This window comes from Streptomyces sp. NPDC107559 (assembly GCF_055657365.1).
The window spans coordinates 336,735-360,852 of record NZ_JBVKBD010000007.1 but is presented as its reverse complement, the minus strand read 5'-3'; the positions used below and the strand labels follow the sequence as shown (position 1 = coordinate 360,852).

22 protein-coding genes and 1 tRNA gene are annotated in these 24,118 nt (G+C 73.6%); 9 read left to right on the top strand and 14 right to left on the bottom strand.

Annotated elements, in window-relative coordinates:
- Nucleotides 1-109: 109 nt before the first annotated feature.
- The gene (locus ACZ7OY_RS22910; protein ID WP_471913045.1) at nucleotides 110-1,054 is read left to right on the top strand and encodes an NADP-dependent oxidoreductase; all 945 of its coding nucleotides are present in this window, start codon (nucleotides 110-112) and stop codon (nucleotides 1,052-1,054) included.
- 42 nt (nucleotides 1,055-1,096) lie between these two features.
- Here the strand turns inward: ACZ7OY_RS22910 and ACZ7OY_RS22905 are convergent, their stop codons facing one another.
- Genes ACZ7OY_RS22905 through ACZ7OY_RS22890 form a run of 4 tightly spaced genes read right to left on the bottom strand, consistent with a single transcriptional unit; the run spans nucleotide 1,097 to nucleotide 3,303 of the window.
- A complete protein-coding gene (locus ACZ7OY_RS22905) occupies nucleotides 1,097-1,438 on the bottom strand; it encodes a DUF202 domain-containing protein (RefSeq protein ID WP_471913044.1) in 342 nt (113 codons plus the stop codon).
- On the bottom strand, nucleotides 1,435-1,827 hold the full coding sequence (locus ACZ7OY_RS22900; protein WP_384721906.1) for a YidH family protein: 393 nt from the start codon (nucleotides 1,825-1,827) through the stop codon (nucleotides 1,435-1,437). The genes ACZ7OY_RS22905 and ACZ7OY_RS22900 overlap by 4 nt, the downstream gene beginning before the upstream one ends.
- 27 nt (nucleotides 1,828-1,854) lie before the next feature.
- Nucleotides 1,855-2,370, bottom strand: a complete 516-nt coding sequence (locus ACZ7OY_RS22895) for an NUDIX hydrolase (protein ID WP_471913043.1) — start codon at nucleotides 2,368-2,370, stop codon at nucleotides 1,855-1,857.
- A gap of 39 nt (nucleotides 2,371-2,409) precedes the next feature.
- Nucleotides 2,410-3,303 (bottom strand): DMT family transporter, encoded by an 894-nt coding sequence (locus ACZ7OY_RS22890; protein WP_471913042.1) that lies wholly within the window; start codon nucleotides 3,301-3,303, stop codon nucleotides 2,410-2,412.
- Nucleotides 3,304-4,211: 908 nt separating this feature from the next.
- On the opposite strand from ACZ7OY_RS22890, the gene ACZ7OY_RS22885 reads away from it, so the two are divergent.
- The 3 genes from ACZ7OY_RS22885 to ACZ7OY_RS22875 all read left to right on the top strand — a co-directional run bounded on the left by ACZ7OY_RS22885 (nucleotide 4,212) and on the right by ACZ7OY_RS22875 (nucleotide 6,561).
- Nucleotides 4,212-5,114 (top strand): hypothetical protein, encoded by a 903-nt coding sequence (locus ACZ7OY_RS22885; protein ID WP_471913140.1) that lies wholly within the window; start codon nucleotides 4,212-4,214, stop codon nucleotides 5,112-5,114.
- A gap of 105 nt (nucleotides 5,115-5,219) precedes the next feature.
- Nucleotides 5,220-5,954 carry a molybdopterin-dependent oxidoreductase gene (locus tag ACZ7OY_RS22880; protein WP_471913041.1) on the top strand — a complete coding sequence of 245 codons (735 nt, stop codon included), beginning with the start codon at nucleotides 5,220-5,222 and terminating at the stop codon, nucleotides 5,952-5,954.
- Nucleotides 5,938-6,561 carry a cytochrome b/b6 domain-containing protein gene (locus ACZ7OY_RS22875; protein ID WP_471913040.1) on the top strand — a complete coding sequence of 208 codons (624 nt, stop codon included), beginning with the start codon at nucleotides 5,938-5,940 and terminating at the stop codon, nucleotides 6,559-6,561. Before ACZ7OY_RS22880 ends, ACZ7OY_RS22875 begins: the two co-directional genes overlap by 17 nt.
- A 129-nt stretch (nucleotides 6,562-6,690) precedes the next feature.
- Here ACZ7OY_RS22875 and ACZ7OY_RS22870 read toward each other — a convergent pair whose 3' ends face one another.
- Together ACZ7OY_RS22870 and ACZ7OY_RS22865 are read right to left on the bottom strand one after the other, a co-directional pair.
- Nucleotides 6,691-8,088, bottom strand: coding sequence for a GntP family permease (locus ACZ7OY_RS22870; RefSeq protein ID WP_471913039.1), 1,398 nt, complete (start codon nucleotides 8,086-8,088; stop codon nucleotides 6,691-6,693).
- A 45-nt stretch (nucleotides 8,089-8,133) separates the two neighbouring features.
- Nucleotides 8,134-8,679 carry a gluconokinase gene (locus ACZ7OY_RS22865; RefSeq protein WP_471913038.1) on the bottom strand — a complete coding sequence of 182 codons (546 nt, stop codon included), beginning with the start codon at nucleotides 8,677-8,679 and terminating at the stop codon, nucleotides 8,134-8,136.
- 130 nt (nucleotides 8,680-8,809) lie between these two features.
- On the opposite strand from ACZ7OY_RS22865, the gene ACZ7OY_RS22860 reads away from it, so the two are divergent.
- Nucleotides 8,810-9,511 carry a FadR/GntR family transcriptional regulator gene (locus ACZ7OY_RS22860; RefSeq protein WP_471913037.1) on the top strand — a complete coding sequence of 234 codons (702 nt, stop codon included), beginning with the start codon at nucleotides 8,810-8,812 and terminating at the stop codon, nucleotides 9,509-9,511.
- A gap of 93 nt (nucleotides 9,512-9,604) precedes the next feature.
- On the opposite strand, the gene ACZ7OY_RS22855 is transcribed toward ACZ7OY_RS22860, so the two are convergent.
- The 5 genes from ACZ7OY_RS22855 to ACZ7OY_RS22835 all read right to left on the bottom strand — a co-directional run bounded on the left by ACZ7OY_RS22855 (nucleotide 9,605) and on the right by ACZ7OY_RS22835 (nucleotide 16,508).
- Nucleotides 9,605-10,027, bottom strand: a complete 423-nt coding sequence (locus ACZ7OY_RS22855) for a YchJ family protein (protein WP_471913036.1) — start codon at nucleotides 10,025-10,027, stop codon at nucleotides 9,605-9,607.
- Nucleotides 10,028-10,104: 77 nt separating this feature from the next.
- Nucleotides 10,105-11,472 (bottom strand): M1 family metallopeptidase, encoded by a 1,368-nt coding sequence (locus ACZ7OY_RS22850; RefSeq protein WP_471913035.1) that lies wholly within the window; start codon nucleotides 11,470-11,472, stop codon nucleotides 10,105-10,107.
- A 76-nt stretch (nucleotides 11,473-11,548) separates the two neighbouring features.
- Nucleotides 11,549-15,415: a Pls/PosA family non-ribosomal peptide synthetase gene (locus ACZ7OY_RS22845; protein ID WP_471913034.1), complete on the bottom strand. Its 3,867-nt coding sequence runs from the start codon at nucleotides 15,413-15,415 to the stop codon at nucleotides 11,549-11,551.
- 397 nt (nucleotides 15,416-15,812) lie between these two features.
- On the bottom strand, nucleotides 15,813-16,241 hold the full coding sequence (locus ACZ7OY_RS22840) for a DUF3291 domain-containing protein (protein ID WP_471913033.1): 429 nt from the start codon (nucleotides 16,239-16,241) through the stop codon (nucleotides 15,813-15,815).
- Between the two features lie 179 nt (nucleotides 16,242-16,420).
- Nucleotides 16,421-16,508, bottom strand: a tRNA-Leu gene (locus tag ACZ7OY_RS22835).
- 201 nt (nucleotides 16,509-16,709) lie between these two features.
- Between ACZ7OY_RS22835 and ACZ7OY_RS22830 the strand changes: the two genes are divergently transcribed.
- From ACZ7OY_RS22830 to ACZ7OY_RS22820, 3 genes are all read left to right on the top strand, one after another.
- Nucleotides 16,710-18,035 carry a M20/M25/M40 family metallo-hydrolase gene (locus ACZ7OY_RS22830; RefSeq protein ID WP_471913032.1) on the top strand — a complete coding sequence of 442 codons (1,326 nt, stop codon included), beginning with the start codon at nucleotides 16,710-16,712 and terminating at the stop codon, nucleotides 18,033-18,035.
- Between the two features lie 156 nt (nucleotides 18,036-18,191).
- Entirely contained in the window at nucleotides 18,192-18,425 is a 234-nt protein-coding gene (gene chpH / locus ACZ7OY_RS22825; RefSeq protein ID WP_471913031.1) for a chaplin ChpH, read from the top strand.
- 110 nt (nucleotides 18,426-18,535) lie between these two features.
- The gene (locus ACZ7OY_RS22820) at nucleotides 18,536-19,498 is read left to right on the top strand and encodes a chaplin (RefSeq protein WP_471913030.1); all 963 of its coding nucleotides are present in this window, start codon (nucleotides 18,536-18,538) and stop codon (nucleotides 19,496-19,498) included.
- Nucleotides 19,499-19,592: 94 nt separating this feature from the next.
- Here ACZ7OY_RS22820 and ACZ7OY_RS22815 read toward each other — a convergent pair whose 3' ends face one another.
- Nucleotides 19,593-19,781, bottom strand: coding sequence for a DUF5703 family protein (locus ACZ7OY_RS22815; RefSeq protein WP_145882766.1), 189 nt, complete (start codon nucleotides 19,779-19,781; stop codon nucleotides 19,593-19,595).
- Nucleotides 19,782-19,828: 47 nt separating this feature from the next.
- Between ACZ7OY_RS22815 and ACZ7OY_RS22810 the strand changes: the two genes are divergently transcribed.
- The gene (locus ACZ7OY_RS22810) at nucleotides 19,829-20,584 is read left to right on the top strand and encodes a hypothetical protein (RefSeq protein ID WP_471913029.1); all 756 of its coding nucleotides are present in this window, start codon (nucleotides 19,829-19,831) and stop codon (nucleotides 20,582-20,584) included.
- Between the two features lie 134 nt (nucleotides 20,585-20,718).
- On the opposite strand, the gene ACZ7OY_RS22805 is transcribed toward ACZ7OY_RS22810, so the two are convergent.
- Together ACZ7OY_RS22805 and ACZ7OY_RS22800 are read right to left on the bottom strand one after the other, a co-directional pair.
- The gene (locus ACZ7OY_RS22805) at nucleotides 20,719-23,046 is read right to left on the bottom strand and encodes a helix-hairpin-helix domain-containing protein (RefSeq protein WP_471913028.1); all 2,328 of its coding nucleotides are present in this window, start codon (nucleotides 23,044-23,046) and stop codon (nucleotides 20,719-20,721) included.
- Nucleotides 23,043-24,026, bottom strand: a complete 984-nt coding sequence (locus ACZ7OY_RS22800; RefSeq protein ID WP_454401373.1) for an aldo/keto reductase — start codon at nucleotides 24,024-24,026, stop codon at nucleotides 23,043-23,045. The genes ACZ7OY_RS22805 and ACZ7OY_RS22800 overlap by 4 nt, the downstream gene beginning before the upstream one ends.
- Between the last annotated feature and the right edge of the window lie 92 nt (nucleotides 24,027-24,118).

Sequence of the window (24,118 nt, the reverse complement as noted above, 5' to 3'; positions counted from 1 at the left end):
TTCGGCCGCCGTCAGGACGCTGCCGGGCCATCGCCAGAGTGCCACGCGAACGCCGCCCATCGGGTCATCCGGCTTGCGTGGCGTCCGGGCCGGCCCGAGGGTCGGTCCCATGAAGGGCATCAGCTACAGCCGGTACGGCGGTCCCGAGGTCATGACGTACGGGGAGGTGCGCGACCCCAAGCCCGGGCCCGACACGGTCCTGGTCAAGGTACGTGCGGTGGGCGTCAACCCGGTCGACTGGAAGTGCCGCGAGGGCCACCTCGACGGGATCCTCGACACCGTCTTCCCGGTGATCCCCGGCTGGGACGTCTCGGGCGTGGTCGTACGACCCGGAGTGGCCGTCACGGAGTTCCTGGTCGGCGACGAGGTCATGGGGTACGTACGGGAGGACTTCCTCTCCCGCGGCACCCTCGCCGAGTACGTGGCCGCCCCGGTACGCACCCTGGCCCGCAAGCCCCGCAGCCTCTCCTTCGAGGAGGCCGCCGGCCTGCCGCTGGTCGGGCTCACCGCCTTCCAGGTGCTGACGAAGGCGCTGGAGGTGAAGCACGGCGAGACCCTCCTGGTGCACGCGGCGGCGGGCGGAGTCGGCTCGCTCGCGGTCCAGCTGGGCCGCCATCTGGGGGCGCGGGTGATCGGTACGGCGAGCGAGGCCAACCACGACTTCGTACGCGGGCTGGGCGGCGAACCGGTCGCGTACGGCGAGGGCCTGGCGCAACGGGTACGCGCCCTGGTGCCCGACGGCCTGGACGCGGTCTTCGACACCGTCGGCGGCGACACGACCCGTACCTCCGCGAACCTGCTGGCTCCCGAGGGACGGCTGGCCTCGATCGCCGACCCGGACGTCACCGGCTACGGCGGCCGCTACTGCTTCACGCGCCCCGACGCCGAGGATCTACGGCAGCTGGCGGAACTGGCCGAACAGGGCGTGGTCTCGGTGCATGTCTCGCGGACGTTCCCCTTGGCGCAGGCGGAGCAGGCGTACCGGCTCAACCAGGAGGGCAGGACCCGAGGCAAGATCGTGGTGACGGTGGACCAGGAGCCGGCGGAGGACTGAGCCGCGCCCCGCCCGACCGTCCTGCCGCCCGCCGTGCAGGCCCTAGACGATCAGTGCCGCGGCGCACACGGCCATCGCGACCGTGCACAGGACCGCCGCCGTGGCGTGCCGTGGGGCGAGCGTCCTGGGGCGGTGGCTCGCCAGGGCGCGGATGCGCCGGTGGGCGACGGACAGGAACGCCAGCCAGAGGACACAGCACAGGATGCAGACGGTGATCGCTGCGGTGGTCCGGCCGTGGTGCAGGGAGGCCTTGACGGCGAGCACGGTCGCGACGGTGCTGGCCAGCGTCGTACGCCGCCAGGCCAGCCGGGTGCGCTCGGGCTGGAGCCCGGGATCGCGCTCAGGGCGTCGGACCGGGGCAGGGGGCGGCGGGGCGCCGGTCATCCGTCCCAGCCGACCAGGACGACGATCACCATGGCGACGGCCACCACCGCGACGAGGACGGCGAGCAGGGCCGGGAAGCGGGAGACGGGCAGGTCCTCGCCCCGGCGCATCGCCTGCTCGCACCGCACCCAGTGGTTGACCGCGCGCAGCGAGCACAGCACGCCCGCCGCGAGCAGCGCCAGCGCGAGCCCGACCCGCCAGGCCCAGCGCAGGTCCGGCAGGAACTGGTCGACCGCGAAACCGCCGCCGATCAGTGCCAGGGAGGTGCGCAGCCAGGCCAGGAACGTACGCTCGTTGGCCAGCGAGAACCGGTAGTCGGGCGTGCCGCCCTCCTCGCGGATCTGCTGGGGTGCGAACCACAGGCGGACGTTGCGCACGAACTCGATCACGCCCAGGACATTACCCGGGGCCGCCGGTCAGCCGTCGGCGCGGTACGCCGTGAGCCGCTCGTACGCCGCCAGCCCGTCCGGCACCCACTCCCAGCTGTCCAGGCGCGCCTCGACCTCCTCCTCGGGCAGGAAGTCGTACCAGGCCACCTCCTCCACCTGGGGCTGCACCGGCAGTTCGCAGCGGACCTCGTAGACGGCCGACCACCAGCTGTGGCCGGAGCCGTCGGTGTACAGGAACTTGAAGCGGAACTCGGGGCGGGGCAGTCCGCTCACCCCGAGCTCCTCCTCGGCCTCGCGCAGGGCGGCGTCGTCGTACGCCTCGCCCGCGCCGACGACCCCGCCGACGAACATGTCGTAGAAGGAGGGGAAGACCAGCTTGGTCGGGGTGCGGCGGTGGACGAAGAGACGGCCGGCCGCGTCGCGGGCCTGGACGAAGACGCAGCGGTGGCGCAGGCCCTGTGCGTAGGCCTCGCCGCGCGGGGACTGTCCCACGACCCGGTCGTTCTCGTCGACGATGTCGAGGATTTCGTCAGCAGCGCTCATGGGCCCATCCAAGCAGGGGCCGGGGTGACCGGGGAGCGGTCAGCGCGGCTGCAGGTCCCGCAGCTGCTCGGGCTTCCCGGTGCCGTCGGGCATCGCCGGGTGCAGACCCAGCAGCACGATGCCCGCGACGATCGCCGCGAGCCCCGCGGCCTCCCAGGCCAGCGCTCCCGTGTCGGTGCGCAGCCGGTCGCCGAGGAAGCCCACCCCGCAGAGGATGCCGGCCAGCGGCTGGGCCGCGGTCAGGGCGGGCAGGGACATCCGAAGCGGCGCCGTCTCGAACGCGCTCTGGACCAGTACGAGACCGGTCACCCCGATCACCAGCACGGCGTACGGCTGCCAGCCGGACAGCACCTCGGCCAGGCCCCCCGCGGAGAAGCGCTGCCCGCTGACCCGCGTCAGCGCGTCCTGCACCCCGTACAGCAGTCCGGCCGCCACGGCCAGCAGCACCGGGCCGGCGCTGAGCCTGGAGCGCTTCGCGTACGTCGTGAGCAGCAGGGCGACGCCGACCATGGCGCCGATGATCAGCCAGTGCCGTACCGGATCGGTGACCGCGTTGCCGCCGCGTGGTTCACCGGCCACGATGAACGCGGTCACCCCGCCCGCGAGCAGCCCGAGGCCCGCCCAGCCCTGGCGGCCCAGCGGCTGCCGGGTCTGCCGGCGGGAGAGCGCGAGGGCGAACAGCAGGTTGGTCGCGAGCAGCGGCTCGACCAGGGAGATCTCGCCCTTGCCCAGGGCTATCGCGCCCAGGGCCATGCCGGCGGCCATCAGCGCGATCCCGCCGAGCCAGCGCGGTACCCGCATCAGGTCCAGGAGCAGCCGCGGGGAGAGGAAGTCGCTGAGCGGTGCCTGCGCGGCGGCGTTCTGCTGGAGCACGAACCCTAAGCCCAGGCAGCAGGCGGCGCTGACGGCGAGAACCACAACCAGAACCGACACGCTGCGTACCTCGATCATCCGGCCGGGCCACGGGTCGTCGATGGCCGACTCTAGCGGTCCGGGGCGGCCGCCGCCCCGGGAAGCGCCCGGAACATCGCCCTGCGGCGAGACCCGGAACCGGGCGCTGGACGCGGCCGCGACGCCCGATCGATCACGGGTGGCGGCGCGGCCGTACCGTCATCGTGCGCCGCCGGGTGCCGTCCCGCCATGGCGTGCGCCACGTCGGACGGGCCGGAGCCCACCGGACGCCGGCCGTCCGCCCGCCGCGCCGTCTGCCGGCCCCGCGCCACAAGTGCCGCCGGGTCGGGCCGGGTTGATGAATCCGTGTGATCGCGCGGCTTGACGGTGCGTGTCGGCTGGGGGTTTGCTGTCGGCGATCGGCCGATGGTGTGCCGATACCCGGCCGTGCCGCGCGAGGAAGCGGGCGCGGCGGCGCGAGGCGGCACGACAGCGTGCGAGGCTGCACAAAGGCGTGCGAGCGACCAGAGGAGCACGAGGTACGACCCGCGGTGTCCCCTTTATCCCCGCCTCCCCCCGATGACGAGTCCGGCCGCTCACCCGGCCGCGATCCCGGCCCCGGTGCCGAACCCGCCCGCGGCGCCGGTCCCGGCCCGGGCGCCGATACCGGTCGCTTACCCGCTTCCGGCGCGCAACCCGGTTCCGGCCCTGGCCCCCATGGTTCCGGCCGCTTATCCGTCCCCGGCGTCGAACCCGGTCCCGAGCCCCGCCTCCATGGTCCCGGCCGCCTATCCACCCCCGGCGTCGAACCCGGTCCCGAGCCCCGCCCTCATGGTCCCGGCCACTTATCCGCCCCCGCCCCCGCCCCCGCCCCCGGCACCGGACCCGTCCTCGGCCACCACGGCCCCGGCTCCGGCGCCGGTGAAGGCCGCCGCACCGCGCACCCGCGCCTGGCCCTCGACGCCGCCCTCGACGACACCGAACTCGCGGCCGCCCGCGCCGCGCTGGCCGAAGGGCGCTGGCAGGCCGCCCGCTCGCTGCTGGTCCGGACGGGGGACGACTGGGAGCGCCGGGGTCATCGCGTCGCCGTGCTCGCCCGGCATCCCCGCAGCGCCGCCCGGGCCCGCGACTGGCTGAGCGCCGAGCCCGGCTCCGCAGACGCCTCGGTCCTGCTCGCCCTGGCCCTGGTCAGGCGGGCGGTACGCGGCCGGGAGCGGCAGGACCGGGTTCGCGAGGCCTGCCACACCGCCGCCGGGCTCGCGCCCGCCGACCCCACCCCCTGGCTCGGCCTGCTCATGCTGGAGCGGTCCCGCGGCGGCGAGGCGGACACGGCCGCCGCCTTCGAGGAGGTGCGCAAGCGCTGCCCCGAGCACCACCACGCCCACCATCTGATGGTCGCCCGGCTCGCCGAGCGCCGCGCCGAGGCGGGCCCCGACCCGCAGCACGCCGTCTACGACTTCGCCGAGACGTCCGCCCGGCACGCACCCGCCGACTCCCCGCTGGCCGTGCTGCCGGTGGTCGCGCGCGCCGAGCGCTACCGGGTGCTGGCCGCCACCGGGGCCGAGCCCGCCGACCCGGCCGCCTCGGACCACTGGACCGGGCCCCGGGCCCGGCAGGTGGCGCGGGCCGCCTTCGAGTGGTGGCTGGAGTGGGAGCACGACGGCCACCCGCGCTGCCTGGTCGACCTCAACTTCCTCGCCCACGCCAAGCACCACGCGGGCTGTGCCGCCGAGGCGGCCGCCCTGTTCCAGCGGATCGGGGCGTACGCCACCCCCGCACCCTGGACGTACCCGGACCGCGACCCGCGCGCGGCCTTCCGGGCCGCCCGCGACCGCGCCTTCGGCACGGGCTGAGGCCGCCCGGCCGTATCCGAGGCCAGGGTGAGAAGTGGTTACGGAAATCTGACGGGGGCCGCGGATTCCTGGCCCCACCGGGGTCGCCGGTGTTCGAATGAAGGGGTGACTTCCGAACCACCTGAACCGCCCGGGGAACGCGGTGCGCCGATGGGCCGCCGGATCTTCCTCGGCACCCTGGGCCTGGGCGCCTTCGGCGTACTCACGGCGCCGACCCTGCAACGCGGCCTGGAGGCCTTCCTCGGCAGCGCGGCCGACAAGGACCCCACGGGCCTGACGGGTCTGCTCCCCAACGGCGGCGGGTTCCGCTACTACTCGGTCGCCGCGTCCGTCCCGCACAAGAGCGCCACCGACTACCGACTCACCGTCGACGGCCTGGTCGACCGCCCGGCCGGCTACACCCTCGCCGACCTGCGCGCCCTGCCCCAGACCCGGCTGGTCAGGGACGTCCAGTGCGTCACCGGCTGGCGGGTCCCCGGGACACCCTTCGAGGGCGTACGGCTGTCCCATCTGCTGGACGCGGCCGGGGTGCGCGCGAAGGCCGGGGCCGTGCGCTTCAGCTGCTTCGACGGCACGTACACCGAGAGCCTCACCCTCGACCAGGCCCGCCGCGCCGACGTCCTGGTGGCGCTGCGCATGCAGGACAAGGACCTGGGGCACGAGCACGGCGGCCCGGTGCGCCTCTATGTCGCGCCGATGTACTTCTACAAGTCGGCCAAGTGGCTCTCCGGCATCACCGTCACCGAGGACGTCCACCCCGGCTACTGGGAGGACCGCGGCTACGACGTCGACGCCTGGGTGGGCCGTTCGAACGGACGTGACGATGCCCCTACGAGCTGACCCGGCGCTCTCCACGGGCCGCCGTCACCGTTTCACCCGCGCCGAGCGGTGGACGCACCGCGCCACGGCCGTGCTGGCGGGCGTCTGCGTGGTGACGGCGTCCTTCCTGTACGTCCCCGAGTTCGCCGAGCTGGTCGGCCGCCGCGAGCTGGTGGTACGGGTCCACGAGTGGGCCGGACTCGCCCTGCCGGTGCCCGTCCTGGCCGCACTGGCCTCCCGGGCCTTCCGGGCGGACCTGGGCCGGCTGAACCGGTTCGGACCGCACGACCGGGTCTGGCTGCGCGCGGTCTTGGCCCGGGACCGGCGCCGCGCGTCCCGTCCGGCGGACAAGTTCAACGCCGGCCAGAAGATCTACGCGGCCTGGATCGCCGGGGCGGTGCTGGTGATGCTGGGCACGGGCCTGCTGATGTGGTTCACCCACCTCACGCCGTTGGTCTGGCGGACCAGCGCGACCTTCGTGCACGACTGGCTCGCCCTCACCGTCGGCGTCGTCGTGGCCGGCCACATCGGCATGGCCCTGGGCGATCCGGAGGCCCGCCGCGGCATGCGCACGGGATCGGTGAGCCCGGAGTGGGCGGAGCGGGAACATCCGCTGTGGCGGCCCTGAGGACGGGACACGCCGCGGGTGCGTGAACGCGGCGGGCCCGCCCGCTCCCCGGCCGGCCGGCGCTGACGCCGGTGCCGGGGAGCGGGCGGGCCGTGACCGCCGTACCGCGGGATTTTTCGGGTGTATGCCCTAGATCACCAGGGACAGCAGCAGCACCAGGCCGCCGCCGACCACGGAGATGATCGTCTCCATGACGGACCACGTCTTGACGGTCTGACCGACGCTCAGTCCGAAGTACTCCTTCACCAGCCAGAAGCCGGCGTCGTTGACATGGCTGAAGAAGAGCGAGCCCGCGCCGATGGCGAGGACCAGCAGCGCCGTGTGGGTGGTGGACATGTCGGCCGCCAGCGGGGCGACGAGCCCGGCCGCGGAGATGGTCGCGACGGTCGCCGAACCTGTGGCCAGCCGGATCGCCACCGCGATCAGCCAGGCCAGCAGCAGCGCGGGGATCGACCAGTCCTTGGAGATGTCCAGGATCATCTGGCCCACGCCGCAGTCGATCAGGGTCTGCTTGAAGCCGCCGCCCGCGCCGACGATCAGCAGGATGCCCGCGATCGGCGCGAGGGACTTCTCGACGGTCGTCGACAGCCGGTCCTTGGTGAAGCCCGCGGCCCGGCCCAGCGTGAACATGCCCACGATGACGGCCGTGAGCAGCGCGATCAGCGGCGAGCCGATGACGTCGAAGACACGCTGCACCTGGTGCGCGGGGTCGTCGACGACGATGTCGACCAGAGCCTTGGACAGCATCAGGACGACCGGCAGCAGCACGGTGGCCAGGGTGGCGCCGAAGCTCGGCCGGCGATCCAGCTCCTCCGAGGCGCGCGGCGGGAGCATCCGCTCCGGGGCCGGGACGTCCACCCAGCGCGCGGCGACCTTCGAGAACAGCGGACCGGCGATGATCACCGTCGGGATCGCGACGACTATGCCCAGGGCCAGGGTGACGCCCAGGTTGGCCTTGACCGCGTCGATGGCGACCAGCGGGCCGGGGTGCGGCGGGATGAGTCCGTGCATCACCGACAGGCCGGCCAGCGCGGGGATGCCGATCCGCATCACGGAGTAGTTGCCGCGCTTGGCGACCATCAGCACCACCGGGATCAGCAGCACGATGCCGACCTCGAAGAACAGCGGCAGCCCGATCACCGAGGCGATCAGTACCATCGCCCACGGCATGGCCCGGCCGCCCGCCTTGGCGAGGATCGTGTCGACGATCTGGTCGGCGCCACCGGAGTCGGCCAGCAGCCTGCCCAGGATCGCCCCGAGCGCGATCAGGACGCCCACCCCGGCCACGGTAGAGCCGAGTCCGGTGGTGAAGCTGAGGATGGCCTTGTCGAGCGGCGCTCCGGCGAACGCCCCCAGCGCGAGCGACCCGATGGTCAGCGCCAGGAAGGCGTGGAGCTTGTACTTGGTGATGAGCAGGACGATGACGGCGATGCCCGCCAGCACGGCGAGGCCCAGCCGGGCGTGGCCGGCCGAGGTGATCGGCTCGACGGCGTCCGCTGCCAGCATCTCGACGCTGAGTCTGGTCACGGGGGTTCCTTGTGAAGGGAGGGAGGGACGGGGAGGGGAGCGGGGTCAGGCCTGCGGTGAGGGCCGGGTGGGCGACGACGAGGTTCGGCCGAGGGCGTCCAGCGCGGCCGCGGCGCGCGCGGTGATGTCCTCGGGGCCGCCGGCCACGTCCACCGTGACTCCCGCCTCGTCCGTCTCCAGCGGCTGGAGCGTGGCGAACTGGGAGTCCAGCAGTGCCGTCGGCATGAAATGACCCTGCCGGTGCGACATCCGGTCCTCGATGAGGGCGCGGTCGCCCGCGAGGTGCACGAAGACGAGGTCGGGTGCCGAGGCCCGCAGTCGGTCGCGGTAGGACCGCTTCAGCGCCGAGCAGCTGACCACTCCGCCGAGCCCGGCCCGGCCGTGGGCCCAGCCGCCGATGGCGTCCAGCCAGGGCCACCGGTCCTCGTCGGTGAGCGGGATGCCGGCCGACATCCTGTCGATGTTGGCCTGCGGGTGGAAGTCGTCGCCCTCGGCGTACGGAACGCCGAGACGGTCCGCCAGCAAGGGGCCGATGGTGGTCTTGCCGGTTCCGGCGACCCCCATGACCACGACGACCTGCGGGGTACTCATGACTGCCTCACTGTCTTCGTCGACACCTGGTGTCCAGCACACTGAAACCGATTAGGTCCGACAAATTCAAGAGTCTGTGACGTATAAGTCTGACTTTTTAGCTCTGTGATCCACCCCGTACGCTGAGTGCATGACCACTTCGGACCGGGGGCTGCACGGCCGCGTACTGGAAGCCCTCGGCCCCGCGATCACCGCGGGCGAGTACCCGCCGGGCAGCGTTCTGCGCACCGACGAGCTCGCGCAGCGCTTCGAGGTGTCACGGTCGGTGATGCGCGAGGCGGTCCGGGTGCTGGAGTCCATGCACCTGGTCGAGTCCCGTCGTCGGGTGGGCGTGACAGTGCTGCCCATGGCCGCCTGGAACGTCTACGACCCGCAGGTCATTCGCTGGCGTCTGGCGGGCGCCGACCGGCCGCGCCAGCTGCGCTCGCTGACCGTGCTGCGCTCGGCGGTCGAGCCGATCGCGGCGGGCCTGGCGGCGCGGAACGCCACGGCCGAGCAGTGCGCCGAACTCACCGAGTGCGCCCTCGGCATGGTGGCCAACTCACGCGGCCACCGGCTGGAGGGCTACCTCGTCCACGACATCGCCTTCCACCGGGTGATCCTGACCGCGTCGGGCAACGAGATGTTCGCCCGGCTCGGGGACGTCGTCGCCGAGGTCCTGGCCGGCCGCACCCACCACGAGGTCATGTTCGAGGACCCCGACCCGGCAGCCGTCACGCTGCACGTCCAGGTCGCCGAGGCCGTCCGCGAGGGCGACGCGGCCCGCGCGCAGGAACTGACCCGGCAGATCGCGGAGGGCGCCCTCCAGGAACTCGACATCCTGGCGCCCTGATTCCACCCGGACGGGCCCTGCCGGTCACCCGAACGGGCCCTGCCGGACCGGTCGTTCGGCCCGATGACTCCCCGTCAGTCCAGGAAGTCCCCGTCAGTCCAGGAAGTCTCCGTCCACATAGGTCCACGCACCGTCGACCCGCTCGAACCGGCTGCGCTCGTGCAGCGAACCGCCCCGGTAGGAGGCCCGGAAGGTCACGGTCCCGGTGGCGTGGAAGCCCGTACCGCCGACGGTCTCCAGGATCTCCAGCCCGGTCCACCGCATCCCCGGGTCGAGCTCGACCGCCTCCGGCCGCGTCCGCGGATGCCAGGTCCGCAGCAGGTAGGGCGCGTCGAGCCGCACGAATGCGCAGTAGCGGGAGCGCATCAGCGCCTCGGCGGTGGGGGCCGCGGCCTCACCCCGGTGGAACCGGCCGCAGCACTCCTCGTACGGCTTCGCCGCGCCGCAGGGACAGGAGGGCAGGGAGGCCGGGCCGGCGGGGCTCGGGCGCCGCGGGTGCGAGGTGCGTCGGGACATGACGTCCATTCTGCTGCACCCCGGCCCGCACCACCGCGCCACCCGCGGGCGCCGCCGGGCCACAAGAGCCCGCAGCTCTACGGCGTGGGCGGTGCCAGCGGCATCGGAGGCATGGTCAGCGTGGGCAGCGGCGGCAGCTCCGTCCCGTACACCCAGGCGTCCAGGACCTCGTCCAGCGGCTCCGACGCGAAGCGCGCCGCGTGCGCGGCGAACGTCGCCGTCGTCACCGCCCCGCCCCGGTGCAGCAGGGTCCAGCCGCGCAGCATCCGGAAGAACGCGTCGTCGCCCAGCGCACACCGCACCGCGTGCACGGCGAGCCCGCCACGCTCGTAGAGCCGGTCGTCGAACATCGACTTGCGCCCCGGATCGGCCAGCCGCAGGTCCTGCGGCAGCGACGACACCAGCCGGTGTGCTGCGGCCGCGAGTTGCTGCGCACTGCGGCCGCCCGAACGCTCCGACCACAGCCACTCGGCGTACTTCGCGAAGCCCTCGTTCAGCCAGATCTGCCGCCAGTCCGCTATGGACACGCTGTTGCCGAACCACTGGTGCGCCAGCTCGTGCGCCACCAGCCGCTCCGAACCCCGCGCCCCGTCCACGTGGTTGGCCCCGAACAGCGACAACCCCTGTGCCTCGACCGGAACATCGAGTTCCTCCTCCGTCACGACGACCGCGTACTCGTCGAACGGATACGGCCCGAACAGCCGCTGGAACAACTCCATCATCATCGGCTGGCGCGCGAAGTCCCGGGAGAACGCGGGCAGCAGATGCGCCGGGATGTGCCCGTGCTGCGGCACACCGCCGAGCCCCGGGTCGGGGTCGCCCAGCAGCACCGTCTGGTACTTGCCGATCGCCAGCCCGACCAGATAGCTGGAGGTCGGCGCCGACTGCTCGTAGACCCAGGTGGTGGTCGACGCCTTCGTGGTGCGGGTGAGCAGCCGCCCGCCCGCCACCACCGAGTACGCGGACGGCGTGGTCACGGAGATCTGGTACGAGGCCTTGTCGGCGGGGCGGTCGTTGCACGGGTACCAGGACGGCGCCCCGATCGGCTGGCTCGCCACCAGCGCCCCGTCCGTCAGCTCCTCCCAGCCGAGCCCGCCCCAGGGGCTGGCCACCGGCTTGGGATTGCCGGACCACTGCACCTCCACCGTGAAGGCGGCACCCGGCCGGATCGGCTTGGCGGGACGGATACGCAGCCGGTCGCCCCGATGGGTGTAGTGCGGCTGCCGCCCGTCCACCCGCACCCGGCCGATCCTGAAGTCGGCCAGGTTGAGCTGGAACTCGGGCAGCGCCGCCCGCCCGGCAATCGCGTTGATCCGGGCCGTGCCCGCCAGCCGGTTCGGCCCGGGACGGTAGTCCAGGGCGAGCTCGTAGCGGTGCACCCGGTAGCGGGGGTCGCCGTTGGCCGGGAAGTACGGGTCCTGGCCCACTGACTGCTGTACTGCCACTGCCGTGTCCGCTCCCTGCGCTGTGCTGTCCGCCGTGCCGGTGCTGCACCGCCCACCGGGTCCGAACGGCCGGCGCTCAGGTACGCCAGGCCTCGATCGGGTTGCCCAGCCAGCGGGTGTCGTCCGGGACGGACTCCGCGGCCATGACGAGCGACGCGGGGCCCAGCGTGGTGCGGGCCCCGATCGTGCTGCCGGGCAGCACGATCCCGCCAGGACCCAGGGTGGCGCCTTGACGGAGGACAACCGTACCCGTCCGCAAGATCCGATCGTGAAAAAGGTGGGTCTGGAGCACACAGCCACGGTTCACGGTGGCCGCGTCCTCCAAGGTCACCAGGTCGGTCTCGGGCAGCCAGTAGCTCTCCACCCAGACCCCGCGGCCGATGCGCGCGCCCAGACCACGCAGCCACGCCGTCGTCACCGGCGTGCCCGGGACGGCACCTACCAGCCAAGGTACGGCCACGACCTCGACGAACGTGTCCGCCAGCTCGTTGCGCCAGACGAACCCGCTCCACAGCGGATGCTCCCCGCTGCGGTGCCGGCCCACCAGCAGCCACTTGGCGGCCAGCGACACCACCGCCGCGACCGCCCCGGTGGCCAGCAGCACCAGCCCCGACAACGGCGCGGCCCAGGGACCCAGCGCGCACAGCGCCGCCACCGTGCCCACGGCCAGCGCCGCGGAACAGAACACGGGCACCAGCCGGCACAGCTCCACCAGACCGCGCGCCCACAGCAGCCGGGCCGGCGGGTCGTAGGTGCGGTCCTGGTCGAACTCGGCCGCCGAGCGCGGCAGCTTCACCGGCGGCAGCCCCAGGTACGAGCTGCCCTTCTTCGCCTTCTTCGGCGTCGCCGACAGCACACCGACCAGACCGCCGTCCGGCACCGACCGGCCCGGCGCGGTCATCCCCGAGTTGCCGAGGAAGGCCCGCCGCCCGATCTCCGCGCGCCCGATCCGCACCCAGCCGCCGCCGAGCTCGTACGGCGCCGTCAGCGTGTCGTCGGCGAGGAACGCGCCCTCCCCGACCGTGGTCAGACTGGGCAGCGCCAGCACCGTGGACACCTCGGCACCCCGGCCCACCCGCATCCCCAGCAGCCGCAGCCACACCGGCGTGGCCAGCCCGGCGTAGAGCGGGAAGAGGGTCTCGCGGGAGCGGTCCATCAGCTGGGTGACGGTCCAGGCCTGCCAGCCGACCCTGCTGTGCGTGGGATGCGTGCCCTCGCGCAGCCCCAGGCTCAGCAGCCGTACGGCGGCCAGGAGCAGCAGCGCGTACGCCAGACCGTAGGCGAGGGTCGCGGGCACCAGCGCGAGCGCGGCGCCCCGCAGGGCCGGGCCGAGGCCCGCGCCGGACTCGACGAACCGCCGTGCGACCAGCAGCGCGGCACCCGCCGACACCACCGGCAGCAGGGTGAGCCCGGCGCCCGACACCCCGTACATCGCCCGCCAGAAACGCCCCCGCGGCGGACGGTCCTTGGGCCAGCTGCGCTTGGCCTTGCCGAGCTTGACCGCGGGCGCGCCCGCCCAGCGCTGGCCGGTCGGCACCTGCCCGGCCACGGCGGAACCGGGGGCGACCTCGGCCCGCTTGCCCACCCGGGCCCCGGGGAACAGGATGCTGCGCGTGCCGACCACGGCGTGCGCGCCCACCTTCACGGGGCCGATCTCCAGCCGGTCGCCGTCCAGCCAGTACCCCGACAGGTCGACCTCGGACTCCACGGCCGCGCCCCGGCCCAGCTTGAGCAGACCGGTCACCGGCGGCAGCGAGTGCAGGTCGACGTCCGGGCCGATCCTGGCGCCCAGGGCCCGGGCGTAGCGCTCCAGCCAGGACCCGGTCAGCGAGGTCGCCCCGGTGTACTCGGCCAGCCGCTCGGCCGTCCACAGCCGCAGGTGGACGCCGCCGCCGCGCGGATGACGGCCGGGCTTCACGCCCCGCAACAGCAGCCGGGCCCCGCCCGCGGCGAGCGCGAGGCGTCCCGGCGGGGTGAAGAACAGCACGGCGCCGGCCACCACCAGCCACCACGGCGCGGTCGGCAGCCAGGCGTAGCCGGTCAGCACGTTGCCGAACGCGGCCAGCACCACCGTCCAGCGCAGCCCGAGCAGGGTGAACAGCGGAACCAGCAGGAGCAGCTGGACCAGCCGGGCGCGCACCGGCACCGGGGCGACGGTCCGGCTCTCGCCGGCCTGCTGCGCGGAGGCCTCCAGCCGCTGGGCCAGCTTGCGCAGGGTCGGCCGCTGGTAGATGTCGAGGACGGCGGCCTCCGGGTAACGCTCGCGCAGCCGGGTGGTGAGCTGGGCGGCGGCGAGACTGCTGCCGCCGATCGCGAAGAAGTCGTCGCCGGACCCGGTCACCGGGATGCCGAGCACGGCCGTCCACTGCTCGGCGAGCCAGGCCTCGGTGCCGTGCAGCCGCTCGGCCGCGGCACCGGTCTCCAGACCCTCCAGCGGCCAGGGCAGAGCGTTGCGGTCCACCTTGCCCGAGGTACGCGTCGGCAGGTCGGCGACCGGGGCCAGCAGCGGCACCAGCGCGGCCGGCAGCTCGGCGCGCAGCCGCTCGACGGCCGCCGCCTGGTCCCAGCCGTCCTGGGTGACGACATAGCCGACCAGCAGCTGGTTGCCGCTGCGGGCGGTGCGCACGGCGGCGGCCGCGCCCGCGACCCCGGGCAGGGCCTGGAGGGCCGCGTCGACCTCGCCGAGCTCGATCCGGCGCCCGCCGAGCTTGATCTGCTCGTCGGCCCGCCCCAGGAACACCAGTCCCTCCGGGTCGGCCCGCACCAGGTCCCCGCTGCGGTACGCCCGCTCCCAGCCCAGCGACGGCAGCGGCGCGTACTTCTCCGCGTCCTTGTCGGCGTCGAGGTACCGGGCGAGCCCGATCCCGCCGATCACCAGCTGCCCACTGCCGCCCATCGGCACCGGCTCACCGGCCTCGTCGACGACCGCCAGCTCCCAACCGCGCAGCGGCAGACCGATCCGCACCGGCTCCTCGGGGGAACCGGACATCAGGGCCGCGCAGGCCACCACGGTCGCCTCGGTCGGTCCGTAGGTGTTCCAGACCTCGCGGCCCTCCGTCACCAGCCGCTGCACCAGCTCGGGCGGGCAGGCCTCCCCGCCGAAGATCAGCAGCCGTACGTCGTTGAGGGTCTCCGGCTCCCACAGAGCGGCCAGCGTCGGCACCGTGGAGACGACCGTGATCTCCTGCTCGACCAGCCAGGGGCCGAGGTCGGCGCCGCTGCGGACCTGGGAGCGGGGGACCGGCACCAGACAGGCGCCGTAGCGCCAGGCCAGCCACATCTCCTCGCAGGACGCGTCGAACGCGACCGACAGGCCCGCCATGACCCGGTCACCGGGTCCGATCGGCTCGTCGGTGAGGAACAGCGCGGCCTCCGCGTCCACGAAGGCGGCGGCGCTGCGGTGGCTGACGGCGACGCCCTTGGGCTTGCCGGTGGAGCCGGAGGTGAAGATGATCCAGGCGTCGTCCGCGGTGCCGGGACGGGCGGCGGGCGCACGGGTTCCGTCGCCGAGGGTCAGCTCGTGCCCGGCGCCGACGACCGCCCGCACCCGCGCCTCGCCGAAGACCAGCTCGGCCCGCTCGTCCGGGTCCTCGGCGTCCACCGGCACATAGGCGGCGCCGGCCGCGAGGACGGCGAGGATCGCCACGTACAGGTCGTTGGTGCCGGAAGGCACCCGGACACCGACGCGGTCACCGAGGCCGACCCCGGCGTCGGCGAGCCGGCGGCGCAGCCGCTCCACCTCGCCGGCGAGCGCCCGGTAGGTCAGGCGGGTCCTGCCGTCGTCCAGGGCGAGCTCGTCCGGGTGGGAGCGCACGCTGGCGTCGAAGACGTCGACGAGGGTGCGCGCACCGGCGGCCGGTCCCCCGGAGAAGCGTGCCCCGTCAGATGCGCGGATCTCGTCGTCGAGCAGGCCGAGAGCGCCGCTCTCGTGTGTGGCTGCCATCGGGTCCTCGCGTCTCGAATCCCGGAAGCCTCCGGGGCGCCGACGGGCCCGCAGGTATGCCTGGGGTTGTCCAGCTCGGCACCGTAACAAGCCGGAAATGGTAGTACGACGCTAGGATCGCGGCCCTGCTCAAGCCACCGGGGAGGGCCGAACGGGGGGCGATCGAGGGGGTACAGAGAGTACGGAGACCCCCGCTGAGCTGCGGTTTTGTCGCGGCGAGGAGAGATGTCCCACACAATCGCCCGACAGGCCCCGCCCGGCGGTGCGAGCGCCACGCGGACCGGCCCCGGCCCGCCGTCCTCGGTCGGCCGACGTCGGTTCGCCGCCCCCGGCCCGCCGTCCTCGGTCCGCCGCCGCCGGTCCGGTGCGCCGCCCCCGGAATCGGCCGAAACCGTACTCATGTCCCCTGTGTCTCCAAGTTCACCTGCTCGTCCAGCCGCCGCCTCGCCTCGTCCCAGGTGACCGGGAGCCGGTCCCGCTCGGTGCTCCAGAACACGAACACCGAGCTCCTCGTCCCCGGGCGCAGCCGGCGCACGCTCCTCGCGTGCGGGCCGGTGCGGTCGAAGGCGTTCAGGGCCTCCTGGTCCCGCCATGCCGACAGCGTCCAGAACGTCCGCTTCAGCGGCTCCGCCCGCAGCGAGGTGCCGATCAGCCCCGGGGAGCGCCTGGCCTGCCGCAGGACGACGAGCGACAGCAGGAGGAACCCGGGCACGGACCACAGCGACCGCAGTTCCACCCGGGAGGCCATGACCAGGGGCGGGTCCGCGGCACCCTCCGGAGCCGCCGCGCCCCGGTCGGTGCCGGGCAGCCAGGGAAGGGTGGGCATCGGGACTCTCCTCCGCTCGTCGGTGACGGCACGGGCCGCCGTCGAGGCGGGGCCGCCCGCCACCCCACAAGAGTCCACGCGGCCGTCCTTGCGGACACCCCCGCAGGGGTGAATTCCGGACGTGTCCGGCGAGCGGGAACGACGAATCCCCCGGCCGCTGAGCGGCCGGGGGATTCGGCTGGTGTCCGAGGGGGGACTTGAACCCCCACGCCCGATAAAGGGCACTAGCACCTCAAGCTAGCGCGTCTGCCATTCCGCCACCCGGACAAGGTGTTTGTCGTGCGGGGTTTCCCCCGCGGCGACGTCGTAAACATTACCAGGCTTTCGGGGGTGGCCGATCACGGGTGGTCCGGCCGCCGCGCTCCCGGCGTGAACGGCGTGTGACGGACCGGGACCGGCCTTGGGCCCCGGTCCGGCGGAGGGGGAGGATGAGGCCAACCACCAGCAGTGTCAGCGGGAGGAAGCAGCGTGAGCCAGACGGACACGGCCAAGGGTGTCACCGGCGAGGACGAGGTCGTCGACCTCTGCCGCGAGCTGATCCGGATCGACACCAGCAACTACGGCGACCATTCGGGCCCGGGTGAGCGCAAGGCGGCCGAGTACGTCGCCGAGAAGCTCGCGGAGGTCGGCCTCGAACCGCGGATCTTCGAGTCGCACCCGGGACGCGCCTCCACCGTGGCCCGCATCGAGGGCGAGGACCCCGGCAGGCCCGCGCTGCTCATCCACGGCCACACCGACGTCGTGCCGGCCAACGCGGCCGACTGGACCCACCACCCCTTCTCCGGCGAGGTCGCGGACGGGTGCGTCTGGGGCCGCGGGGCCGTCGACATGAAGGACATGGACGCGATGACCCTGGCGGTCGTGCGGGACCGGCTGCGCAGCGGGCGCAGGCCGCCCCGCGACATCGTCCTGGCGTTCCTCGCCGACGAGGAGGCGGGCGGCACGTACGGCGCCCGGTACCTCGTCGACCACCACCGTGACCTGTTCGACGGCGTCACCGAGGCGATCAGCGAGGTGGGCGGGTTCTCGTTCACCGTCAGCGAGCAGCGGCGCCTCTATCTCATCCAGACGGCCGAGAAGGGCATGCACTGGATGAAGCTGACCGTGGCCGGTACGGCCGGGCACGGCTCGATGATCCACCGGGACAACGCGATCACCGAGCTGTCCGAGGCCGTCGCCCGGCTCGGCCGGCACAAGTTCCCGGTCCGGGTCACCAAGACCACCCGGGCCTTCCTCGACGAGCTCGGGGACGCGCTCGGCACCGAGCTCGACCCGGAGGACATGGAGGGCACGCTCGCCCGGCTCGGCGGCATCGCCAAGCTCATCGGTGCGACCCTGAGCAACACCGCCAACCCGACCCAGCTGAACGCCGGCTACAAGGTCAACGTGATCCCGGGCGAGGCGAGCGCACACGTCGACGGGCGTTTCCTGCCCGGCTTCGAGGAGGAGTTCCTCGCCGACCTCGACCGCATCCTCGGGCCGAACGTCCGGCGCACGGACGTGCACTCCGACAAGGCGGTCGAGACCACCTTCGACGGGGCGCTCGTGGACGCCATGCAGTCCGCGCTGCTGGCCGAGGACCCGGCCGCCAAGGCGATCCCGTACATGCTCTCCGGGGGCACGGACGCCAAGTCCTTCGACGACCTGGGCATCCGGGGCTTCGGCTTCGCGCCGCTGAAGCTGCCGCCGGAGCTGGATTTCGCGGGCATGTTCCACGGCGTCGACGAGCGGGTCCCCGTGGACGGCCTGAAGTTCGGCGTACGCGTGCTCGACCGTTTCATCGACGCGTCCTGAAAGCGCCCGCCGACGCGGTGCGGCGGAATTCGTCAACGCGTGCGGTGAACACTGAGAAGAGTGAATGGTCCCATTAGCTCGTAGCCTCGCTCGAGCCCTCTCGTTGTTGGTGATGCGATCCGTGGTTTTGGATCGCATTGCCAACAAGGAGGAACAATGATCAAGAAGGTCGTCGCTGCTGCGGCTGCCACCGGTGGGCTGGTTCTCGCGGGCGCGGGCATGGCCATGGCCGACTCCGGTGCTCAGGGTGCCGCTGCGAACTCCCCGGGTGTCCTGTCCGGCAATGTCGCCGAGGTGCCCGTTCACGTGCCGGTGAGCGTCTGCGGCAACACGATCGACGTGATCGGGCTGCTGAACCCCGCCTTCGGCAACACATGTGTCAACGACTGACGTCGCCTTTCTGAGGGTCGTCCATGCCGTCGGTCCCGGAGCACGCGCCATGCGCTCCGGGGCCGCTCGGCCTTTCCAGGCAACGTCAAAGGCAAAGGCAGGGATTCAGCATGCGAGAGGTCACGCGTAAAGGCCTCATGACCGTGATGGCGGCGACGGGAGCGATCGCGGCCGCCAGCGGTTATGCCCACGCCGACTCGGGAGCGAGTGGCGCGAGCACGAATTCTCCGGGCGTTCTGTCCGGCAATACGATCCAGGCGCCGGTGGACATTCCGGTGAACGTATGCGGGAACACGGTCGACGTGATCGGGCTCCTCAATCCGGCCATGGGCAACAAATGCGCCAACGGGGGCGGGGGCACCTTCCGCTCCGGCGGGCACGACCATGGTGACCACCACGGCCGCGACGGCGACGGCCGAGGCGGTTACGGCGACCACGGCGGCTCGGGCGGTTACGGCGACCACGGTGACCGCGGCGGTCACGGCGGCTACGGCGGTCACGACGGCGGCTACGGCGGCGACTCCGGTGGTCGCGGCGGTCACGGTGGCTATGGCGGTCACGGTGGCTACGGCGGTCACGACGGCGGCTACGGCGGTCACGGCGGTCGTGACGGCCACGGCGGCCACGGGGGCGCGTACGCCGGCGGTCACACCGGCGGTTCGCCCGGCGTGGGCTCCGGAAACGAGGCCCAGGTGCCGATCGACGTGCCGGTGAACGCCTGCGGCAACAGCGTGGACGTCATCGGCCTGCTGAACCCCGTCTTCGGCAACGACTGCGACAACGGCTACGGCGGGCACCACCACACCACGCCCCCGCGCGACACGGGCCGCACGACTCCGCCCCAGACCCCGGAGCAGCCGGGCAACCCGGTGCAGCCGACCACCCCGACCGGTACCGACCGGACGACCGGGTCCGAGACCCCGGTCACCGACCGGACCGTGACCCCGGCCGGCGAGACGGCGCAGCTGGCGCACACCGGCTCCGAGCTGCCGATGGGCCTCGTCCTGCCGGTCGGCGCGGGCGCGCTGCTGGCCGGTGCCGTTCTCTACCGCAAGGCACGCGCCTGGGCGTGACGGCCCAGGGCAGCAGTCCGACGGCCGAAGGCCGATCCAACGGAGCGGGCGCCGCCTCAGGCGGGGCCCGCTCCGTTTTCTCTGCCGCCCCGGCTCACCAGGTGGCGCGCACCTGGCGGATGATCCGGCGGCGCAACCGCACCCTGCGGCTGCCGTCGCGCAACAGACTCAGGCGGTCCAACTCCCAGTTCCCGTACTCGGCATGGTCCGTCAGCAGACGCGTGGCCTCCTTGCGGGAGACCCCGCGCGGTACGTACACGTCGACAAATTCGTATTCCGGCATCGCATCTATTGTGCGGGCTGGGGCCCGGTACGGATAGCGTCTGCACTATGTCTGATGCTGCGCAGCCCACCGCTGCCGAGGTACGAGCCGCCGCCGAGGCGGTCAAGACCGCGCTCGACCGCCACCTGGCCGCGGTCGAACGCAGGTCGGGGGAGGACGACCAGGCCGTCTACGAGGCGTTCAACGAGCTGGCCGCGGCCGCCGAGGTCTACGACGAACTGCTCTACGACCGCTACGACGAGGTCACGCCCTTCGAGATCCCCGGTGCGGACGACTCACTGCCGCCGTACACGGGCCCGGCGGAGCCGAGCGCGATCAGCGTGCTGATCCGCCGCGACTACGCCGTGGCGGAACCCCAGCGTCTGCTGGCGCAGGCCCAGCGGGTCGAGGCGGCGGAGTACGAGGACGGCGAGGGCACGGGCGAGGACGCCGCGGGCACCGTCCACGGGGCGCTCGGCATCCTGTTCGGCGAGTTCGAGCCGGACGAGATCGCCTCCCGGCACAAGGAGTTCGGACTGGAGGAGGGCGACTCCACGCTCTGGGTGACGGCCGCGGACGACCAGGCCGACCCCGGGGAGTGGCTGGAGGCCCCGTTCGAGCAGGCGGACCCGGAGCGGGTGGTCTGCCGCTTCGACGTCAGCGCGGTCTTCGACGACGACATCGACGCCGGGGACGACGAGGCGGAGGACGAGGACGTGAGCGACGACGACCCCGACGCGGATCTCGCCGAGGAAGATGGCGAGGACGATGGCGAGGTCCAGGACGAGGACGAGGAGCTGGAGCGGCTGGAGGCCGACCGCTAGGGCCGGTCCGGCGGACCACGTCGCGCAGGGGCGTCACCATCGCGTCGTCGCCCGGCAGCGGCCGGGCGGACGGCTGTCATCACGGCGGCGGTCGGGAGACCATGTCTCCTGACCGCCGCCGCTGTCCGTCCGGGTCAGTCCGCCGCGGGCACCTGGGTGCGCAGCAGGGTGGGCAGCCGTGTCGTGCGGGGCTTGGCCAGGACTTCCGCGACCGCCCTCGGCAGTGCCTGCTCCACGCCGTGGACCACCGACAGATGGCGCTCCGCCCGGCCGAACGCCGTGTGGATCCAGGGCCGGCTGAGGGCCTGCGCGGCATCGCCGGGCAGCACGACGACCGCCGCGGGCCACCGGCTGCCCACCGCCTGGTGCGCGGTCAGCGCCCATCCGTGCCGCACGGACCGCTCCACCCGGTCCTTCGGTACGACGACGGGCTCGCCCGCGCACTCCAGGTGCAGCCCGTCCGCGTCGGCCTTCACCACCAGGCCCGGCTGCGTACGCCCCGGCACGGGGGAGTGGACGACCCGGTCACCGGGGTCGAAGCCGCCGAACCGTCCGGGGCCGGGGTTGAGCCGCTCCTTGAGCGCGGCGTTGAGGGCTCGGGTGCCGGCCGCGCCGCCGTGCCCGGGGGTGATGACCACCGTCTGCTCGGCGGGGACGCCGAAGGCGCGCGGCACCGAGTCGGCGACGAGCTGCACGGTGCGGTGCACGGCCTCGCCCGCGTCCCGCACCGGCACGATCACGATCTCCTTGCCGGGCGCGTCCACCTGGTTCAGCTCACCGACGCCGATGCCGGAGACCAGTTCGCCGAGCGGGCCCGGGTCGGGTGTGCGCGAGGAGATCTGCGGACAGACGCGGGCGGCCAGCAGATCGGCGAAGACCCGGCCGGGACCGGCCGACCAGAGCACCGCCGGATCACCGCTCAGCACCAGCCGGGCCCCGTCGGGCAGCGACTCCACCAGCATCGCGGCGCTCTCCACATCGAGCTGCGGCGCGTCCAGCAGGACCAGGAGCTCGAGCTCCAGGGCCCCTTCCGGGTCCCGCCCGGGACCTTCGGTGCCGGAGAGCAGTCCGGCGACGGTGACGACGTCGGGGGCGGCCGGCGCAACGGCTTCGGTGTCCGCCTCGCCGACGGCCCCGGCGCCGCCCTCGGCCGCGGCGAGCGCGGCGCCGAGCCGGTGGCGGCCGTCCGCCGTGTGACAGGCCGCGACGGCCCGCAGACCCAGGGCGCGGGCGGCGCCGATCAGGGCCGCCGGTTCGGCGCGGGCCGCCTCGCCGCCCGTGTGCAGCACCAGGCCGTGTCCGGCGACGGCGCGGATCAGCTCGGCGGCGCTGCCGGACACCGAGGCCGCGGCCGCCTCCCACGCCGCGGGGGCTTCCTTGGGCAGGGAGTTGACCACGCGGGCCAGGCCGTCGGCGAGGCTCTCCTCGGCGAGCGCGTACCGCTCCAGGCCGACCAGGACCCGGACCGGGCGGGGCTGGGCCTCCTCGCCCTCCTCCGCCGTGTCGTCCCGGCGCCCGGCGGCCGCGGGCTCCTCCAGAGCGTCCTGGAAGACGAGCGCCTCGCCCTCCGCGAGGGTGTTCTGCACGGCCGCGTCGCCGTCGGGCACGCCCCGCTGGGCCAGCGCCGCCGTGAGCGCGGGCAGCTCCAGGGCGGTGTGCCCGGACAGGGCCGCCTGCTCCAGCAGCCAGCCGGTGACCGCGCGGCCCCGCCGTTCGTCGTCCGGACGGCAGTCCGCGCCGAGCAGCGCCCGCGCGAACCCGTCGGCCTGCTCGGGCCGTACGCCCGCGACCCGCAGCAACTGCCAGGGATCGGCGCGCAGTTCGTCCGGCGCGCCCTCGCCGAGAGCCGCGCCGACCTGGGGCGCCAGCGCCTCGGGCGCGCCGCCCTCGGCCAGCACCCGCCGTACGGCCTCGACGGTCTCCGGTGCGGGGCCGACAGCGGGGCCGGCGTCCGTGACGGCCACCGGCTGCGGGCGCCTGACGGGCTCCGGAGCGGTGCGGCGCGGTGTGGGCTCGGGCCCGCCGAACCCGGCGGCGGGCTTCTCACCGCTCTCCACCGCCCGCACGGCCGCCAGCAGGTCGGCGGCCGTCCCGCTCAGCTTGCCTCCGCTGGCGATGGGCCCCTGCCTCTCGGCCTTCCGCCGCTCGATCCGCTCCCGTTCCAGCCGTTGCGCCGCGAGCTCGGCCTCGGCCTCCGACCGCTGCGCGGAGGCCTCCCCTTCGCCTTCCGCGTCCGAGCCGCCCGTGCCGGTCACATCACCGCTGTCACCTTCGCCGTCGTCGCCGCCTTCGCCGCCGTCACCGTCGGCCTCGGCGGCCGCCGAGGCGTCGCCCGCGGCCTCCTCCGTACCCTCGCCCCGGCCCTGCGCGGTGCCCGCCGACGGCGCGCCGGCGTCCTGGGTCTCGGGGTCTGCGGCGGTCGGTGCCCCGGCGTCCCTGGTGGTCTCCGGTTCCGTGCTCACAGCGTGCTCCAGTCGTGATCGGGATAGCGGTGCACGGGCGCAGACACGTCGTCGAGCGCCCGGCAGATCTCGTCAGGAAGAGTAAGGGCCTCCACTGACAGTGCCGCCGTGAGCTGCTGCGCGTTGCGTGCGCCGATGATGGGGGCGGTCACTCCGGGCCGGTCGCGGACCCAGGCGAGGGCGATCTGGAGCGGGGTGACCGCGAGCCCGTCCGCCGCGGTCGTCACGGCGTCGACGATGCGGCTCGCGGTGTCGTCGAGGTAGGGCGCGACGAAGGGCGCCAGGTGCTCGGAGGCGCCGCGCGAGTCCGCGGGGGTGGAGTGGCGGTACTTGCCGGTGAGGACGCCGCGGCCGAGCGGCGAGGACGGCAGCAGCCCTATGCCGAGGTCCATGGCGGCAGGCAGCACCTCGCGCTCCACGCCTCGCTGGAGCAGCGAGTACTCCAGCTGCGTGCTCGCCAGCCGGGTGCGGGTGCCGGGCGCCGCCAGCTGCCAGGTCCCCGCCTTGGCGAGCTGCCAGCCGCAGAAGTTGGAGACACCCGCGTAGCGCGCCCGGCCGCTGCCGACCGCCAGGTCGAGCGCCTGGAGCGTCTCCTCCAGCGGGGTGTGGGGGTCGTAGGCGTGGATGTGCCACACGTCGACGTAGTCCGTGCCGAGCCGGGCCAGCGAGGCGTCCAGCGCGGCGAGCAGATGGCCGCGTGAGCCGTCGAACCGGCGGTCGGGGTCGGGCACGCTGCCCGCCTTGGTCGAGATGACCAGGTCGCGGCGCGGCACCAGACCCTCCATCAACCGCCCGAGCAGGTATTCGGCCTCTCCGTCGCCGTACACGTCCGCGGTGTCGACGAGGCTGCCGCCGGCCTCCCAGAACGTCTTCAAGAGGTCCGCGGCGTCATGCTCGTCCGTGTCCCTGCCCCAGGTGAGGGTGCCCAGTCCGATGCGGGACACGCGCAGGCCGGTCCGGCCGAGATGCCTCTGCTCCATGAACGCCGAGATTACTGGCCAGGGGTGGTGCGTGGGTTGCCTGTGGATAACCGATTTCATGAGGACGGAGCACTTCGGGAGCCCGGTACGGG